Below are 16,624 nucleotides of genomic sequence, written 5' to 3'. Positions count from 1 at the left end.
CCGCGATGGCGGAGTGTCAGCACCCTCAAAGTCGACTGACACGGCCTCATCGCTGGCAAGCCAGCTCCCACAGATTTTGCGTCGTTCGGGGGTTATGTGTTGAAGCGCACTCCGGGTTTGGCGCGTTCATCCACACTCAACTCAAAGACATCCGGCCGCGCGTAGTGACCTACCACATCGTAGTCATAGCGCGCCTGCACCAATTCGGCGGTGTCGATTTCAGCGGTCAATAATCCGGCTTCGCCGCGCAACGGCCCCGCCAGTACCTCTCCCATCGGCCCGACGATCACGCTGCCGCCGGCAATCAACGGGCGGTCCGCCGGCCAGTTGGCTATCTGTACGCCAAGTTCCTCAGGTGACGCCTGCACCTGGCAGGCACTGACCACAAAGCAGCGCCCTTCGTGAGCGATATGGCGCATGCTGACCTGCCACATCTCGCGCTCGTCCACTGTCGGCGCGCACCAGACTTCAATGCCTTTGGCGTACATCGCCGTGCGCAGCAGCGGCATCATGTTTTCCCAGCACACCACCGCGCCGAGCTTGCCGACCTGGGTGTCGAACACCGGCAGCGTCGAGCCGTCGCCTTTGCCCCAGATCAATCGCTCAGTGCCGGTGGGCATCAATTTGCGGTGTTTGCCGATCAGCCCGGCCTGTGGATCGAAATACAACGCCGTGCAATACAGCGTGCTGCCGCCACGCTCGATCACGCCGATCACCAAATTGGCCCCGGTGCGCGCGGACATGGCTGCCAGCGCCTCGGTTTCAGCGCCTGGCACGTCAATCGCGTTGGCAAAATACCGCGCATACGCCTCGCGTCCTTGCGGCAATCGATAGCCGAGTTGGGTGCCAAACCCCTCACCTTTCGGATACCCGCCCAGCAGCGCTTCCGGCATCACCACCAATGCCGCGCCGGATTCGACGATGGCGCTTTCCCAGCTCAGAATCTGTTCCAGGGTTTCACCCTTGCCACCGGGCAAGGCGCCAATCTGCAGGGCGGCAACAATTGACTTGGGCATCGCGGTCACTCCATCAGGTTCAGAGGTTGCTGATTGTCCGGCGCCACGCGATCATGAATACAGCCCCATTCACTGCTGAATGATATGAACCAAATGAATATCGCGACGGTTGACCTCAATCTGCTCAAAGTCTTCGAAGCCCTGCACGAAGAGTCCAGCGCCAGCCGCGCGGCGCTGCGGCTGGGGGTTACGCAATCAGCGGTCAGTGCGGCATTGCGCCGACTGCGCGAGGTCTATGGTGATCAACTCTTCGTGCGCACCGGGCGTGGTCTGGCGCCGACGCTCAAGGCCAACCAATTGAAACCGGTGGTGAGCGATGCTTTGAACAAATGCCGGCAAAGTCTGGCAATGGTTGATCCGGCCGCTAATCAATATGAGGGCCGCTCGGTGACGGTCGGCCTCTCGGATGATTTCGAGATTGCCTACGGTCGACGCCTGATCGAGGAAATTGCCCGGCGTGCGCCGAAATTGCGCCTGATTTTCCGCCAGACCCACAGCCAGATCGTCGCGCGCGACTTGATGGAGCGCAGCATCGATCTGGCGATCACCGCCGGCGGTTTTGCCGAGCGGCTGCTCAGCCGTCAGGTGCTGGGTGAAGGGGGTTACGCGTGTCTGGTCGACCCGGCGAGCGTGGCGCCCGGCCAGCAGCACATCAGTCTGGAAGAGTTCGTCGCCCGTGATCACCTGCTGGTGTCGTCCGGCGGTTTTATCGGCATCACCGATGAGGGGCTGGCGGCGCTGGGCCTGAGCCGCCGGGTCTGCGCCTCGACCACACATTTTGCGGCGCTGCCCTATCTGCTCAAAGGCAGTCAGGCGGTGGCGACGATTCCGGCGCATGCCGCCGAGCGCATCGCCGCCCTGACTGGCCTGACCCTGCTGCCCTGCCCGCTCGCCTTGCCGCGTTATCCCGTCGAACTGGGTTGGCGCACCAGCACGCAGGTCGATCCGGTGGTGCTGAAGGTGCGCGAGGCAATTGCCGCCACGTTTGCCTGATGGCGTTACTTGTTGGCGGCCATCAGTCGATTGACTTCACTGCGCACCATGTTGGCGAATTCCGGCGGCGACATGCCATCCAGCTCCGCGCGTACCCATTCGGCCCATTTGCCCTTGCGCTTGGCGCGCTCGCCGAACAACCGCGCGGCCTCGCCTTTGGCTTTGCCCAGATTGTTCTGCCAGAGTTCGAACAGACGGGATTTCTCGTCTTCCAGCGCCGCGCGCTCTGCGAGGGGTTTGTCGGCCAGATTGAAACTCATGGGTAATTTTCCTGCTGTGTAAAATGACGCCATCTTACACGCTCGACGGAAATCTCCGGCGCAGGTTTTTCCTCAGGACCTAAAATCAGTGCAACTTTTTGGTAACCGTCACACTCCATTGATCACTGTCCATTCACCTGCAAGGAGTCACCCAATGGCCCGTAAATCCACCGTTCAAGCAGCCGAAGAGCAAATCAAGGATCAGGCCTTCAGCGAACTTCAGGCTCTGATCGAAGAGTCGGACAAACTGCTCAAGAGCAGCGCCTCTCTGGTCGGTGAAGAAGCGGAAACCCTGCGCGGGCAAATCGCCCTGAAGCTGCAGCAGGCACTGGACTCGGTTTCCAGCGTGCGCGACCGCACCAAACCTGCCGTCGATGCCACCGAAAGCTACATTGGCGGTCATCCATGGCAAACCGTGGCAATTTCGGCGGGCTTCGGTCTGGTGGTCGGGTTGCTGCTGGGTCGCCGCTAAGGCACCACGAACAAAGAAGGCGAGCCCTCGGGCTCGCCTTTTTCATGTCCGTCAGAAACTCATTCGCCGGCCAGCTCGCGAAGACTGGTCAGGGTTTGCGGATCGAGCGCAATGCCTTCGGCCAACGAGCGGGCGCGCTGACCCTGCCGGCGATCGCCCGGCAGGCGCTTGAGGCCGACACCGTGCATCTGCCGCACCAGTTCCTGGCTGCGCTCGGCGAAACTCTGGCCAGCGGCTTTGCCCGGATCAATGACAATCAACAGCTGACCGGTCCACGGCGTCTTCGCGCCCGGATGGTTGGACCAATCGAACTCGAAGGAAAAGTTGCCCCCGGTCAGCGCGGCCGCCAGTAATTCCACCATCATCGACAGCGCCGAGCCCTTGTGCCCGCCGAACGGCAGCAACGCGCCGCCCTCAAGAATGGCTTTCGGGTCGCAGGTCGGCTGGCCGAGGCTGTCGACGCCGATGCCCGGCGGCAGCCGCTCGCCCTTGCGCGCGGCAATCTGCACGTCACCGTGGGCGATGGCGCTGGTGGCGAGGTCGAACACAATCGGCGCGCCATCGGCCCGTGGAGCGGCGAAAGCAATGGGATTGGTGCCGAACAATGGCCGGTCGGCGCCGTGGGGTACCACGCACGTCATGCTATTGACCACGCTGAGGGCCACCAGCCCCTCGTCGGCAAAGGGTTCGACATCCGGCCACAACGCTGCAAAATGATGCGAATTACGTATCGCCAGCACGGCGATCCCGGCATGGCGGGCCTTCTCCACCAACAGTGGCCGCGCCGCCGCGAGCGCTGGCTGGGCGAAACCGTTGCCGGCGTCGACCCGCACGAAACCTGGCGCCACGTCCTCGACCTGTGGCACGGCCTGACCGTTGACCCAACCGCTGTTGAGTGTCGAAACGTAACCGGGAATGCGAAAAACCCCGTGACTGTGAGCGCCGTCGCGCTCGGCAGCGGCGCAGTTGGCGGCCAGCGTTTGGGCAACCAGCGCCGATGTCCCGTGGCGCAGGAATACCCTTTCCAGCAACTGCGTCAGCGCTTCAAGCGACAGCGCAGGTGGCACAGCAGAAGACACATGATCGTGTGGCGCAGACATCTGAAGCTCCAGACTGATGATTGGAGGGAACAACAGCGTACAAACGACTTGCCCAGCGATTAATCACGCGCGGCGCGGATACTGTCAACCGTTCAAATGAATGCATCAGGCAACACATGCCTATCCGAGCGGCCAATGTGCGGTAACTATGTACCACCTTCAACATGCAACTGACTTTTAGTCTGGCGTCTCAATCCCCTGCGCAGCCGACTGCGCCCTGATCGAGAGGCCAAGATGCCCACTGCTATTGCTCCCCTGTTGTTCTCCAGTTTCCTCGACTTGCCCGTGCTATGGGGCGAACTCGGCACTGCTCACGCCTTGTCCGACCGGGATTTCCAGTGGTTGCAGCACGTGCAATTGGCGACCCACACACTGCGCAGCGAACAAACGCCGCCCATGCTCGCCCACCGTGTATTACTCCACACCGAAGCGTCAACGACACTGACCCTGGCAGGCAGTTTCATCCTCAGCGCGACACCTGAAGAGCGCGCGGTCATGCTCTACACACCCTTTGAGGGCCTGAAGAAATTCGACTCTTTGAAAGCACTGAGCGACCACCTCGAACAGCATCTCAACCGTGCCGACGAAGATGACCGGCTACTGGCCTTCATGGCCCTCGCACAACGCAAGCACCTGGTGGAGAAGCGCGGGATCAGCGTCACCTATCAGTTCATCGAAGGCGACCTATTCGATGATCAGCGTGCCGGTTTGGAGCAGGCTCAGAACCTTAACGCCCAGGCCCTGCTCAATGAGCTGTTGCATTTGCCGGCACTCGACTCGCTGCTGGAAAACATTTTCACCGAACTGCTCGCGCCGAACATGCCGGGGCTGAATCAGACCCAGACCCGGGTCAGTTTTCACGCCAGCGCGGAATCTGCGGACACTCCCGGGCCGGGCCCTTGGCTTCACACCCTGACACTCGGTGAAGCCTTGCTGCTGTACTACCGTCACGGCGGCTGGCCGGTCGATCAGACTCGCACGTTTTCCAACCCGCAGCGCGCCGCCCGCAGCGACGACCAGCAACATTGGGAGGCCGCCGTCAAGACCGCCGCAGTCAGTCTGCCGGTACGGGTCTACAAGCAGATGGACCACTTCTGGAACAACGCCAGCGCCGATCACAATTCACGCCGCGAATTCTTCATTCAAGCCATCCGCCAGCGAGCCCTGGTCGACATCATGCTCAAGCGCGAGAGCGGAATTCTCGATGCACAAAAATCTACCGACCTGCTCGCGAGAATCGAGCCGCACGGCAAGCCTCGTCGTTATGCCGCGCTGGAAACCGTGCGGTTGTGGGAGTACCAGGCCAACTATGTCGAACTGGCCGGCTCGCTGATGATCAGCCACGCCGACGCCTGCCTGTACACCCCGTCCCATGGGCTGCAGGTGCTCAAGGATTACAAGGATCTGAAAGACACCCTGCTGAGCAAATTCAAGGCGGTCGGCCATGAAGAGGAGCTGTATGGCCTGTTGAGTCTTGAAGAGCGCCGGCTGTTTCTCGGCTTCGATAAACCGCATGTTTCCGGAGAAAGTATCGCCGGCGACGTGTTCGCGGTGCTGTTTGCCGGCATCGAAACCAAACAGCGGCAGAATATTGAATATGCGTTGCAAGTGTTCCGTTTCAGCGACGGTGCGGTGGATCTGCCTGCCCTGTTCGACAAGGCCCTCGATATCCGCTCAATGATCCATGAGCGGCTGCTGACCCTCGACACCCGTGAACGCTGGAGCACCCGTCCGGCGCTCAATGGCAGCCTGCCGTCGCGGGTACTGGCAGATACCGCGACGGCGCAAATCAAGAAGTTCGCCAGCGTACTGGATCTGATCAGCACCGAGTTCGCCAACCAGCCACTCGCGGCGCTCGACCAGCAACGCACTCATCTGGAAAAAATGCAGCCCAGACTGATGCATGCGCTGTTTGTCGGGGTGACCGGTGAAGCCTGTCTGCGCGTGCTCGCCGGCACGCTGCGGCAGGATGAGCAAGCCATCGTCGACACGGCTTTCAACCCCGACTTGCCTGATCGCGCACGGCGCAAAGGCCTCAACGGTTTCCGGCCGGACGCCTATTCAATCAGTGTACAGGTCAGCGATCAGGCCGAAGCCCTGCCCTTGGCCAGCTGCCTGTTGCTGACCGAGCGCGGTGGCCTCGATACCCGGCATTCGGGGCGTGCGGTGCTATGGACGCCCGCGTTGGGGCTGGAAGTATTTGCCTCGGTCGATATCGCCCGGCAGCGCTTGAATCAGCGGCTGCGCGACCCGCAACGACGATTGATGCTGCTTGAAAATCTGCCTGCGCTGAGCACTGACTTTCACGCCAGCTACACGCTGGGAAGCTTTGACCTGATCAATGAGAACCTGCTCCAGAACCGCACGCATTCAGCCATCAACCGGTTTCTTGAGCGCTGCCAACAGGTGCGCGACCTCAACGTGGAAAAGGCCGCCATCAATCGCGCACTCAAAGCCCTGAGCCGCGAAGTGATCGACACCAACCTGCACCGCGCCAGCGCCTTGGCCAGAGCCCTTGCCAGGCAACAATCACTGCCCGCATGGCTTGGCATGGCTACGCCCGATGACCAGCAGTTGCACCTCGAACTGCTGGAGCAATGGCGTAACAACGTCGAGGACGAGCAGGACTATCTGCACGCCCTGCCGACCTTGCGCGACTACCTCCGGCAAACCTTGCAGACCCGGTTGCACAGTCGTTTCCAATCGCAAGACCTTGACCCGGATCAGATCACCATCACGCCGGCACTCGCTCTGGCCGGCCCGCCTGTAAGCCTGACTGACTTTGCCTTGAATCTGGCGCACACCGCCCAGCATTCCGACTTCAACGTCACTTCCGGTTCGACCCAGGCCCTGCCGGCAGGACTCGACCGGAAAGCGATCAGAAGCCTGTTGCTGTCACTGGATGTCGCCTCGACGTTTGCCGACAAAATCACCACTGCACTCTCAGCCAAAGACGCCGATGCGCAACAGCGTGAGCAGCGCTACGTGCGTCAGTTGCCCTGGCAACTGCTGCAACATGCTCATCAGCTCAAGCTGCAGCACCGTCTGGGCGCGACAGCATTCGATCTGATCACCCAAGTGCTCGATGTGCCGGATGGCACCGCACGCAAGTTGCTCAACGGCGCCAATGCGATCATTCGCCCGCTGGAACTGATCAAAACCACAGGCGCGACGGCCATCAAAGCCTTGGGCATGTACCTGATTGGCCCGGCGTCCGGCACGCCCGGGCCGCAGGTGCTGTATGCGCCTTATCACGGTGAGCAGGCATTCAGCGAATTCGAGCACGAGGCCGCCGTCATCGCCGCATTCAACGTGCCCGGGGCCCTGCAGGATTTGTTGCTGCGGCGCCTGCCGGAGGCCGAACAATCGATCTTCAGGGCGCTGTTCAACAGCACTGTCGGGCAAACGAGCGAGATCACCCTCGCATCGAACCCGATCGAAGGCAACGCCTTGATGCAACTGTTCAAGGACAATCTGGCACTGCTGCCGCGCTTGCTCGGCCATCACTTGTCGGCGTCGCTGCAGGCGGATTGGGAGGTGGCGAAAAACCTCTTCAGTTCCGGCATCCAGCTGGTTCGCGGGCTTCTGCCGGGCAAACTCGCCTGCGTGCAGTTTCTCTGGAACGCGTTCAAGGATTTCCAGTCCTCCGCCGAAGCCTTGCAGGAACACCAATGGACGCGCGCCCTGGAAACCTTCATCGCCGGCGTCGCGGAGATGGTCAGCGTCGGGCGGGTGTCGCTGGGCTCGACGCTGGTGACCGAGCAAGCCGGAATTGCCCAGGAGCCCCAGGCGATAACACCTGCGACACAAGACTGGAAGCAGATCCAGCCGACGGCGAGTTCCCGCACGGCCCTGCAAACGTTCGAGGCGCCGTCGATCTCGCTGAAAGACCTGACGCCTGTTTCGCGCACCGGCACCTATGAAGATCCCGTGACGAAAATCGCCTACGCGCCCATCGCCGGCAAAATCTACCCGGTGGAGCGACCCGGCGCCGTATGGCAAATCAAGGGCACAGACCGGCAAGGCCCGGTCCTGCAACACACCGCCAACCAGCAGCTGATACTCGACCCGGATCGGCATACGGTGCATTTCGGCAAGACCTTGTCAAAAATGTACAACCGCTACGCCAACGAGCGCGAGTCGCGGATCTGGCTGAACATCGAGGCGCAGGGCATGACTGAAATCCGCGCCAGACACCCGGAGAAAGCCCGCATGCTGACGCAGGCCATTGACCTGGCGCGGTTCTACGCCTTCAACAGCCTGCACAATCTGGCCCAGCTCAGGAACCTTGCGCCCGGAACGCGACTGGACACGTTTCTCAAAGGGTTCTTCGGCGTGTCACAGGTCGATGCCGACATTCTCGCCAAGATCAAGAAAGCCGTGGTGCCGATCTGCAACGCCTTGGTTGACCCTGCCGACGACCTGATGAACACCGACCGTTTTGTCGTGGGTTCAAACAAAAATCGCGAGACCGGGCTGATTGCCTTCGTGCTGGACAACGATTTGCGCCAGACCGTGCACTTCACCGAAAGGTTCTTCAACCAGGAACTGGACTGGTACAAGGTCGGCCTCACCCAACCGTTCAATGTCGACGGTCATGCCCAGGCGGCGACATTGATTCATGAGTTTGCCCACCAGACCACCAAGGCCGTGGATATTGCCTCTCTCGAAGCGCGGCGGCCCTTCGCTGATCTGATTGCCACGGTGACACGTTATGGCGCCGACCTGAAGAAAGATCAGATGCGCTATCAGCGTGAAGCACTGTCAATCGACACCCCCTGGGAAGAACTGTTTGCCCGTTGGAGCCATGAAGAACAGGACTGGATCGATCTCGATGAATTGACCGAGACAGAACATATCGCCAAGGAAGTTCTGAAAATAACCCTTAGCCCGACACTCGAAGACGCCAAAAACCTGTTTTTGAGCAAGACCAATCCGCACCCGCGCATCGACACGATTCTGCACAATGCCGATTCGATTGCCTTCCTGATCTGTGAGATGGGCCGTCAACTCGACGCGGTCGCCAGCCCCGCTGGCGCGCTCAACTGACCGGCAAAAAAAATGCGCAGGCCCATCGGCCTGCGCATATCCGTTCAGACGGTGGCGTCAGTCTTTCTGATCACGCAATACATTGCCTGATGCGCCATCGATGCGGAACTCATAGACCGCACCATCGGCCTTGCGTCCTTCACCTTTCCAATAGCCGTCGTTGTCGGCTTCGATTTCATACACTTCGACGTAACCGGCCTTGGTTTTGACAATCTCGATGGCCTTCTCGATGGTGACCCATCCTGCGCCCGGGCGGTCGGCCATGGCCGCACCGGCACTGAGCAAGGCGGCGGTGGCAATAAGGGCTGCGAAGGTTCTTTTGATCATTTTTTCACTCCATTTGTGGATGATGTTCGTCAGACGTCCTGTTTTTGGGTGTCAACGAGGAAAATAAGTTCCAATTTGATGGGTAATTGCCATGACGGATGTTCTCGGTCTGTTGCCCGGAAGGTTAGAATGCAGCAAACCAGGATGAGTCAATGACCCAAGACACCCTCTCGGAAGCCGAATACGATGCGATCACCGACGCCGCTGCGCATTGGTGCATGCGGCTGCACGCCGTCGACTGTACGCCCGAAGAGCGCGCGGCGTTCGAGCAATGGCGCGATGCCCATCCGCTTCACGCCTTCGAATACGACGCCATGCTGGAAATCTGGGATGTCGCAGAACATTTGCCACGCCCCGAACCTGTCATTGCCCCGCCGGCGAGCAAACCGGCATCGACCTGGCGCCACTACGCCATAGCCGCCAGCGTGATTGCCCTGGCCCTGCCATTGGCGGCCTACACGGGTTGGAACATGGGTTGGCTGCCCAATAGCTATCAACACTTCGAGGCCAGCGACAATGTTCGCCAGGTGACGTTGAAGGATGGCAGCCAGGTCGAACTGAACCTGAACACCGAGTTGACCTATAGCAACTACAAGGACGAACGTCGGGTCACGTTGAAAAAGGGCGAAGCGTTTTTCACGGTCAGCCATGACCTGACGCACCCGTTCGTGGTCAAGGCCGGTGAAGGCCGGATTCGGGTGACCGGCACGCGCTTCAACGTCTGGATGTATGAAGACCAGGTTCGGGTCAATCTGGTCGAAGGCTCGGTACTGGTCGCCAGTAATGCGGCATTGCCGGGTGATGGCGTGCGCCTCGGCCCTTCAATGCAGGCCCAGTTCCGGCATGGTGATTACAGGCCGCAGATCAGTCAGACCTACGCCAACGACAACTCGCTGGCGTGGCGCAGTGGCAAACTGGTACTCGACAATCTGGCGCTGAATGAAGCGCTGCCGCTGATCAATCGTTATCTGAGCAATCCGTTGATGCTTGCCGACGCCAGCACCGGCGCGATTCGCGTGGGTGGCGTGTACAACATCAAAGAGATCGGCAGCCTCGTCAATTCATTGCCCAAAGTGTTGCCGGTCTACCTGACCCGCAACGCAGAAGGCAATCCGGTGATCAATTCGATGCCCAAACATCTGCCGAAGACGTGAGATGACATTCGCGCAGGCATGAAAAAGCCGCTGCCCTCACAGGAGGACAGCGGCTTTTTCGTTCAGGCGATACGCGTTTACTGCGTAGCGACCTTCGCAGCTTGATCCGCTTCTTCGCGGATGCTCTGCACTTGATACTGCGGATCAGCCTTGATCTGCTGTTCAGTGAAAGGCAACACGCTCCATTGCTTCTTCGAGAACGCTTCGGTCTGGTCGCGGGAGTATTTCGACTGCGGATCGCTGGACAATGAAAACGCGAGCAAACCCTGGGCCTGCGGGCCCTTGTCGTCAAATGTCACCACCTGCAGATAGCTGGTACCGCTGACCACCTCAAGTTTGCCGTCTTCACGGGGCACGCTCTGGATCGCGTTATAGATGCCCAGTGTGCCCGGCCCGCCGTGAATCGCCGTCTGCTGACCGCCGCTGCTCACGACTTGAATGTCACCCCAACGGGTGTCGGCCTTGAGGCCCATTTTCGTGGTCAATGCCAGTGAGGCAAGCATCGCCTCGCGCACAGCTTTGGCCACTGGCGGCTGTTCGATGGCGAGGCCACGCGGGGTGGTTTGCGCAGCGTGCGGATCGAACGCCACTCGCCAGACCTGCGGCGACGCTTCCAGCGCTTGCATGATGTTCTGGAAATGCACCAGGCCGGTGCCCGAATCAAGATTGGCGCGACCGTCCCACGCCTTGAGACTGGCGCAAACCGGTTGCAGTTTGCTGGCGTCCGCCCCCAGGTCGTTGGTACAGAACTTCAGCAGGTCCGGCAGCACCTGCGTGGCCAGATAGACGTTGTCTTCCATCACCATCTGTTGCAGGTCCTTCACCGCCAAGGGGCCTTTCTTGCCCAATGTGGCCAGTCGGTCCAGCGCAAAACGCGAGCGCATGCCCAGAGGCTGGCTGTCCTGACTGATCAGCGGGGAAAACCCGGTCAGCGGTTGCGCCGGGTTCGCCAGCCACGCGGAGTCGTTGGAGTGCTGGACGAAGTCCCTGCGCAGCAATTGCGGCAACTGGCTGGACGCAAAAATGCCCTTCTGCGCCGCTTGCGGATCGATGTCCCAGGCGCAAGCACTGTTGGAACCGTCCAGTACGATCATGCGCAAACCGGCACGCGGGTCGCTGCATTTGGCCAGTTTCGCCGCGCTGACGTTCGGCACCACCGAGAGGTTCATGTACAGCGTCTGGCCCTTGTCATCCACCGCCAGGGTGTTGACCCACGGGATGCCCTGAATCTTGTGTACCGCGTCTTGCAGATCCTGCAGCGTGGCCGCCTGGTTCATTGCATACCACTGTTGCAGCACGCGGTCATTGTCGAGGTTGGCATCGCGCAGACTGAACGCGTACTGATGGTCCCAATCGAGTTTGCCCGGCCACTGCACGATGGGGCCGAACTGCGAGCTATAAAGGTCACGCGAAACCGCCACGACCTGACCGTCCGGCTGTTTCACTTGCACGGTCACGGTCTGTTTGCTCAAGGGCAGCGACTGGCCGTCGAGCAGGTAGCGGGTCGGGTCTTTCGGGTCCAGTTGCAGGCGATAGAGGGTGAAATGCTTCGACGAATCGACCGTGTGTGTCCAGGCCAGATGCTGGTTGAAACCGATGTTGATCATCGGCAAGCCCGGCAGCGCGGCGCCCATGACGTCGAGCTTGCCCGGGATAGTCAGATGCATCTGATAGAAACGCATGCCGCCGACCCAAGGGAAATGCGGGTTTGCCAGCAACATGCCCCGGCCATTGAACGAACGCTCACTGCCCACTGCCACGGCGTTGCTGCCGCGATCCAAGGCGAAGCGTTGCTGGCGCGCGTCGGCCAGTTGATAGGCGTGCGCGTCGCTGCCGATCTGCGCGGCGGTGGCTTGCGGCGGCGTGGCACCGGCCAGTGCTTCGGCGAATTGCCCGACACCGCCCTCGACCAGCAGACGCCGGGTCAGTTTCACCAGGTCTTCGGTGGCGATATCGCGCACCCATTCGCCCTGGCACTGTTGCGGCAAGCCGTGCTGGCGGCGCTCGGCGAGGTTCTGGTTGTAGCCGGCGACGTAACCTTGCATCAGGTCGCGGACTTCGGATGATTGCCCCTGCCAGAACGCCTGCACCGCCTCGGGCGTATTGAGCCAGGTGAAGAACAGGTCGCTGACGCGGTTCTCGCGCTCCTCGACCGTCATCTGCTCCGGGCCGAAATAACGCGAGCGCTGGCCGTTGACCGTGACGATCTCATTGGCCAGCAGGCACAGATTGTCCTGGGCATAGGCGTAACCGATGCCGAAACCCAGGCCCCGCTCGTTCTCGGCGCGAATATGCGGGACGCCAAAACCGGTGCGACGAATATCGGCACTGGCCTGCGTGGCGGGACTGAGCGCATGGGCGGAAAAGCTCAGCCCGAGAAACATACCGGCGAGGGCCAACCCGGTTAACTGCCTGGAAATAATCACGCTCGCTCCTGATCGATAAGGCAAGGAACGGCCCGGGCATGGCACAGCAAGCAGGCGCGCGCACCGGGTCCGATCTGAATTCACACATGCGCCTGGACGCAATGCGGCTGTTCAGGAAACGAATCCGGAGAAAAAAATTTAGCTTGGCCGGCAGCAATGTTGACCAATGATTACGGGGAAAGAACGAAACCGTGACGAATTTTCTACATTTTTCCGTTCATGATTTGTCGTGCTGAAACGTCTTGTTTAGAGAGAGCAGTTCAAACCCTTTCCTGATCAGACCCTGAAAAGGAGTCATCGCATGTACAACTCGCAACTACCAACGGAAGGTAGCCCTGCGCCGCAAGGAGTTTCCATGACCTCCCACGCCAGCGATTTCGGACAAAGGATCGAGCGCCACGGCAACGACCGCATTCGTCTGCTGCTCAAGCGTTTCGGCCTGCGCACCAGCCTGATTCGCCTGAAGGTCCTCGATGCGCTGCTGAACGCTGCCCAGAGCAACCGCCGGCTAGGGGTACGTGGCGTACACAGCCAACTGCTGGACCTTGATATTCCGCTGTCATTTCTCAGCGTGCGCGAAGTGTTGAAACGCTTGTGCGCCGAGGGCGTCATCACCATCAATGCCGACAAGAGCTACAGCCTGCATCCGCAGGCTGCTGCGATTCTCGCCACCGAGTGATGCCGGCAACGACCGCCGTCAGGGCTTGACCTTGCGGCGCATCACGCCGTTGATGATCACCACGATCACCGCCACGGCAATGGCGATGTACTGGAACATCTTTTCCGTAATCGCCCCGGCGTTTTGCAGCCAGGACAGTCCAAGCATGATCGCCAGCACCGAGACGGCGATCAGAATCGAGTATTTCAAGCGTTGCGACTGGGTCATTGCAGGTTCCTGAAGCGTTGGAATGTATCCGGTTTGTATCGGCCTTCATGCCAGGCACATACCGTGTTGCGGGGATGCGCGGCGATTGCCGGAGTCTCATGTTACAGCCGCTGAAGAGTTTTGGCTTCATGGCGGCGTAACCATGAGGATTGTTCAAATGTTCCGTCGAATCGCCTGGCTGATTCCCCTGCTTGCCGTCCTGACCCTGAGCGGCTGCATCATATTCCCCCACGGCGGCTGGCACGAAGGCCACCACCGTTATTATCAGGAAGGTCCAGGGAACCCTTGGCACCGCTAGGGTTTAACCTGACACAAGTGCATCAATTTGTTTTTCAGCGACAAGCCTGAACCGGATGAAAACCGCCTGTTTCTCTGGTTTTCAAACCTTCTCCCCGCCGAAATCCGCTCATAGCGTTGCAGGACATCGCCGATTGGCAATGCCCTGCAACGTACTGATAGATATGGAAATACCTGGCTTTTATACCGTCAATGACACCGCCTGTACGCTTTGGCTTCCCAGACTCACCAGGCGCTTACAACAGACATGTCAAGTACACATCCTTCCATCAGACCGGCCCGGATCGTGGGTTTCTGTCTGGCAATCACTCTCTTCGAACTACTGACCTACATGGCCAGCGACATGATCATGCCCGCCATGTTGACGGTCGTTCATGACTTCAACGCCGACGCCCGTCATGTCCCGAACGCATTCAATCTGTACCTGATCGGCGGGGTCTGCCTGCAATGGCTGATCGGCCCGTTGTCGGATCGACTCGGCCGTCGCCCGATGCTGTTGTTCGGCTGCCTGCTGTTCGGCACGGCGTGTGCCGCAGCCTTCCTGTCCCAAACCATCGAAGCTTTCAATGCCCTGCGCCTGATCCAGGGCATGGGCCTCGGTTTCGTGATTGCCGTGAGCTACCCCGCCTTGCAGGAGGTGTTTTGCGAGGCTGACGCCGTGCGGTTGATGGCCTTGCTCGGCAATGTCGCGCTGCTGTCACCGTTGCTCGCGCCACTGATCGGCAGCCTGCTGCTGGAGTGGTTCAACTGGCGCCAGCTGTTTCTCGGCCTCGGCTTGAGCGCTGCGGTAGCCTGGCTGGGCCTGTTCTTCTGCATGCCGGAAACTCTCGCAACGAGGCGACTGGACGGCACGCGACTGGCGCTGGTGCCCTTCGCCTTCACGCACACCCTGCAGCGCTATCTCGCGCTGCTGCGCAATGGCAAGTTTGTCTGCGCAAGCCTCGCACTGGGTTTGATGAGCCTGCCGTTGATGGCGTGGATCGGCCTCGCGCCGCTATTGCTGATCGAACGCCAGGGCCTGTCGACCGTGGAATACGGTCTGTGGCAGATCCCGGTGTTTTCGGCAGTGATTGTCGGCAACCTGATGCTGGATCGGCTGTTGTCGTTGCTCACCCTGCCGCGTTTGATTCGTCTGGCGCTCTGGCCATATTGCCTGGGATTGCTCGCGGTGCTGGCGATGGCCTTCACCACTGATTCGCTGGTCGTACTGGTCGCGGCGCTGGCGCTGTATGCGGTCGGGCTTGGCATGAGCAACGCGGCGCTGTACCGCATCGCGCTGTTTTCCAGCGACGACAGCAAAGGCCTGGTGTCGGCCATGGTCGGCATGTTGTCGATTGCGGTCATGGGCGCCGGTGGCTGGCTGGTCGCAACCCTCGGCGCCGGCGCAAACCTTCAGTCTTTTGCCCTGTGGATCGCCATAAGCGGCCTTCTTTGCCTGCCGATCCTGCCTCGCGCATTGCGCGGCAACGCGAGTCCAACCTCCTCTTCGTATCACCATTAAGGACAATGGAAGATGAACCACTTCCCCCACAGCGATGCGCTTTGCGCGTTGCCCGCGCCCTATTGCGCGGACGCTATGCCGCCGGGTCTGTTCGACCTTGCCATGCTGGAAATCAGCGAATTCCACAGCGAATACACCCCTGGCTATCGCCACTGGCTGAACGCCAACGGGCTTGACGTTCAGGACCTCGCCCGCGTGAGCGACTGGTCGCTGCTGCCGCCGATCTTCGCCAGTTTCTTCAAACACCAGCTGTTACTCAGCCCCACCGGAGCCAATGCGCTGGAACTGACATCGTCAGGAACCAGCGGTCAGCAAAGCCGTATGCGCTACGACGAACGCAGCCTCAACGGCGCGCAGTCAATGGTCGAGCGAATTTTCCGGCACTATGGCTGGTTTACCCCGCAGACGCCCTGCAATTACCTGCTGTTGAGCTATGAGCCGAAAGGCCGGATCAGTCTTGGCACCGCGTTCACCGATCAGTTCCTGTGCCGTTTTGCCCCGGTCAATCGCATCGCCTATGCCTTGCGCAACAGCGCCGACGGCCATCAGTTCGATCTCTTCGGAGTGGTCGCCGCGTTGCAGTCATTTGCCGAAGAAGGCCTGCCGGTACGGATCTTTGGTTTCCCCGCGTTTCTCTGGCAAACCTTGCAGCACATGCACGCCACTGGCGTCGCCGATGTGCAATTGCCGGCCGACTCATTGGCTTTTTTCGGCGGAGGCTGGAAAACCCGAGCGTCCGAGGAAATTCCAAAAGCGAAGCTGTACGCACGCATCGAGCAGCAACTGGGCATCGACACGACCCGTTGCCGCGACGGCTACGGCGCGGTCGAGCACGCGGTGCCGTACATCGAATGCAGCCACCACCATTTCCATGTGCCGGTGTATGCCAAAGCCATCGTGCGCGACCCTGGCGATTTCAGCGTATTGCCCTATGGCCGGCGCGGACTGCTGGGTTTCGTCTCGCCGTATATCTCCTCAAGCCCGGCCCATGCGGTGGTCATGAGCGACCTCGCCACCCTGTATCCCGGTTCACGTTGTGGCTGCGGCCTGAGCGGTGACTGGTTCGAACTGCATGGCCGTGCTGGCACCAGCGCCGGTCGCAGTTGTGCAATGGCCGCCGCCGAACTGCTGGGGAGCCACTGA

13 protein-coding genes are annotated in these 16,624 nt (G+C 60.4%); 7 read left to right on the top strand and 6 right to left on the bottom strand.

Going from position 1 to position 16,624, the window contains the following annotated elements; all coding sequences use genetic code 11:
- Nucleotides 1-92: 92 nt before the first annotated feature.
- Nucleotides 93-1,016, bottom strand: coding sequence for a carbon-nitrogen hydrolase family protein (locus AACY19_RS18300; RefSeq protein ID WP_339452588.1), 924 nt, complete (start codon nt 1,014-1,016; stop codon nt 93-95).
- A gap of 84 nt (nt 1,017-1,100) precedes the next feature.
- Here AACY19_RS18300 and AACY19_RS18295 point away from each other — a divergent pair, with 84 nt between their 5' ends.
- A complete protein-coding gene (locus AACY19_RS18295; protein WP_339452586.1) occupies nt 1,101-2,009 on the top strand; it encodes a LysR family transcriptional regulator in 909 nt (302 codons plus the stop codon).
- A 5-nt stretch (nt 2,010-2,014) separates the two neighbouring features.
- Here AACY19_RS18295 and AACY19_RS18290 read toward each other — a convergent pair whose 3' ends face one another.
- Nucleotides 2,015-2,269 carry a hypothetical protein gene (locus AACY19_RS18290; protein WP_057400121.1) on the bottom strand — a complete coding sequence of 85 codons (255 nt, stop codon included), beginning with the start codon at nt 2,267-2,269 and terminating at the stop codon, nt 2,015-2,017.
- A 154-nt stretch (nt 2,270-2,423) separates the two neighbouring features.
- Between AACY19_RS18290 and AACY19_RS18285 the strand changes: the two genes are divergently transcribed.
- Nucleotides 2,424-2,741, top strand: coding sequence for a DUF883 family protein (locus AACY19_RS18285; RefSeq protein WP_339452584.1), 318 nt, complete (start codon nt 2,424-2,426; stop codon nt 2,739-2,741).
- A 59-nt stretch (nt 2,742-2,800) separates the two neighbouring features.
- On the opposite strand, the gene AACY19_RS18280 is transcribed toward AACY19_RS18285, so the two are convergent.
- Nucleotides 2,801-3,841, bottom strand: coding sequence for an Ldh family oxidoreductase (locus AACY19_RS18280; protein WP_339452582.1), 1,041 nt, complete (start codon nt 3,839-3,841; stop codon nt 2,801-2,803).
- A 234-nt stretch (nt 3,842-4,075) separates the two neighbouring features.
- Between AACY19_RS18280 and AACY19_RS18275 the strand changes: the two genes are divergently transcribed.
- A complete protein-coding gene (locus tag AACY19_RS18275; RefSeq protein WP_339452580.1) occupies nt 4,076-8,890 on the top strand; it encodes a dermonecrotic toxin domain-containing protein in 4,815 nt (1,604 codons plus the stop codon).
- Between the two features lie 57 nt (nt 8,891-8,947).
- Here AACY19_RS18275 and AACY19_RS18270 read toward each other — a convergent pair whose 3' ends face one another.
- Complete coding sequence (locus AACY19_RS18270; protein ID WP_339452578.1) at nt 8,948-9,217, bottom strand: PepSY domain-containing protein; 270 nt, start codon at nt 9,215-9,217, stop codon at nt 8,948-8,950.
- 152 nt (nt 9,218-9,369) lie between these two features.
- Between AACY19_RS18270 and AACY19_RS18265 the strand changes: the two genes are divergently transcribed.
- On the top strand, nt 9,370-10,371 hold the full coding sequence (locus tag AACY19_RS18265) for a FecR family protein (protein ID WP_339452576.1): 1,002 nt from the start codon (nt 9,370-9,372) through the stop codon (nt 10,369-10,371).
- A 77-nt stretch (nt 10,372-10,448) separates the two neighbouring features.
- Here the strand turns inward: AACY19_RS18265 and pvdQ are convergent, their stop codons facing one another.
- Nucleotides 10,449-12,797 (bottom strand): bifunctional acylase PvdQ, encoded by a 2,349-nt coding sequence (pvdQ, locus tag AACY19_RS18260; protein WP_339452574.1) that lies wholly within the window; start codon nt 12,795-12,797, stop codon nt 10,449-10,451.
- A gap of 301 nt (nt 12,798-13,098) precedes the next feature.
- On the opposite strand from pvdQ, the gene AACY19_RS18255 reads away from it, so the two are divergent.
- Nucleotides 13,099-13,476, top strand: a complete 378-nt coding sequence (locus AACY19_RS18255; RefSeq protein WP_339452572.1) for a fe2+ zn2+ uptake regulation protein — start codon at nt 13,099-13,101, stop codon at nt 13,474-13,476.
- Nucleotides 13,477-13,494: 18 nt separating this feature from the next.
- On the opposite strand, the gene AACY19_RS18250 is transcribed toward AACY19_RS18255, so the two are convergent.
- Entirely contained in the window at nt 13,495-13,683 is a 189-nt protein-coding gene (locus tag AACY19_RS18250) for a hypothetical protein (RefSeq protein ID WP_339452570.1), read from the bottom strand.
- Between the two features lie 544 nt (nt 13,684-14,227).
- Between AACY19_RS18250 and AACY19_RS18245 the strand changes: the two genes are divergently transcribed.
- Nucleotides 14,228-15,481, top strand: coding sequence for an MFS transporter (locus tag AACY19_RS18245; RefSeq protein ID WP_339452568.1), 1,254 nt, complete (start codon nt 14,228-14,230; stop codon nt 15,479-15,481).
- 12 nt (nt 15,482-15,493) lie between these two features.
- A complete protein-coding gene (locus AACY19_RS18240) occupies nt 15,494-16,624 on the top strand; it encodes a LuxE/PaaK family acyltransferase (RefSeq protein WP_339452566.1) in 1,131 nt (376 codons plus the stop codon).

The organism is Pseudomonas sp. EA_5y_Pfl2_R50 (genome assembly GCF_963970475.1).
Taxonomy (GTDB): Bacteria; Pseudomonadota; Gammaproteobacteria; order Pseudomonadales; family Pseudomonadaceae; genus Aquipseudomonas.
This window is presented reverse-complemented; position numbering and strand designations above follow the sequence as displayed.

What these genes read in the sequence shown, in the direction of transcription:
- AACY19_RS18300 (WP_339452588.1), bottom strand. Translation starts at nt 1,016, where the DNA reads ATGCCCAAGTCAATTGTTGCCGCCCTGCAGATTGGCGCCTTGCCCGGT.
- AACY19_RS18295 (WP_339452586.1), top strand. Translation starts at nt 1,101, where the DNA reads ATGAACCAAATGAATATCGCGACGGTTGACCTCAATCTGCTCAAAGTC.
- AACY19_RS18290 (WP_057400121.1), bottom strand. Translation starts at nt 2,269, where the DNA reads ATGAGTTTCAATCTGGCCGACAAACCCCTCGCAGAGCGCGCGGCGCTG.
- AACY19_RS18285 (WP_339452584.1), top strand. Translation starts at nt 2,424, where the DNA reads ATGGCCCGTAAATCCACCGTTCAAGCAGCCGAAGAGCAAATCAAGGAT.
- AACY19_RS18280 (WP_339452582.1), bottom strand. Translation starts at nt 3,841, where the DNA reads ATGTCTGCGCCACACGATCATGTGTCTTCTGCTGTGCCACCTGCGCTG.
- AACY19_RS18275 (WP_339452580.1), top strand. Translation starts at nt 4,076, where the DNA reads ATGCCCACTGCTATTGCTCCCCTGTTGTTCTCCAGTTTCCTCGACTTG.
- AACY19_RS18270 (WP_339452578.1), bottom strand. Translation starts at nt 9,217, where the DNA reads ATGATCAAAAGAACCTTCGCAGCCCTTATTGCCACCGCCGCCTTGCTC.
- AACY19_RS18265 (WP_339452576.1), top strand. Translation starts at nt 9,370, where the DNA reads ATGACCCAAGACACCCTCTCGGAAGCCGAATACGATGCGATCACCGAC.
- AACY19_RS18255 (WP_339452572.1), top strand. Translation starts at nt 13,099, where the DNA reads ATGTACAACTCGCAACTACCAACGGAAGGTAGCCCTGCGCCGCAAGGA.
- AACY19_RS18250 (WP_339452570.1), bottom strand. Translation starts at nt 13,683, where the DNA reads ATGACCCAGTCGCAACGCTTGAAATACTCGATTCTGATCGCCGTCTCG.
- AACY19_RS18245 (WP_339452568.1), top strand. Translation starts at nt 14,228, where the DNA reads ATGTCAAGTACACATCCTTCCATCAGACCGGCCCGGATCGTGGGTTTC.
- AACY19_RS18240 (WP_339452566.1), top strand. Translation starts at nt 15,494, where the DNA reads ATGAACCACTTCCCCCACAGCGATGCGCTTTGCGCGTTGCCCGCGCCC.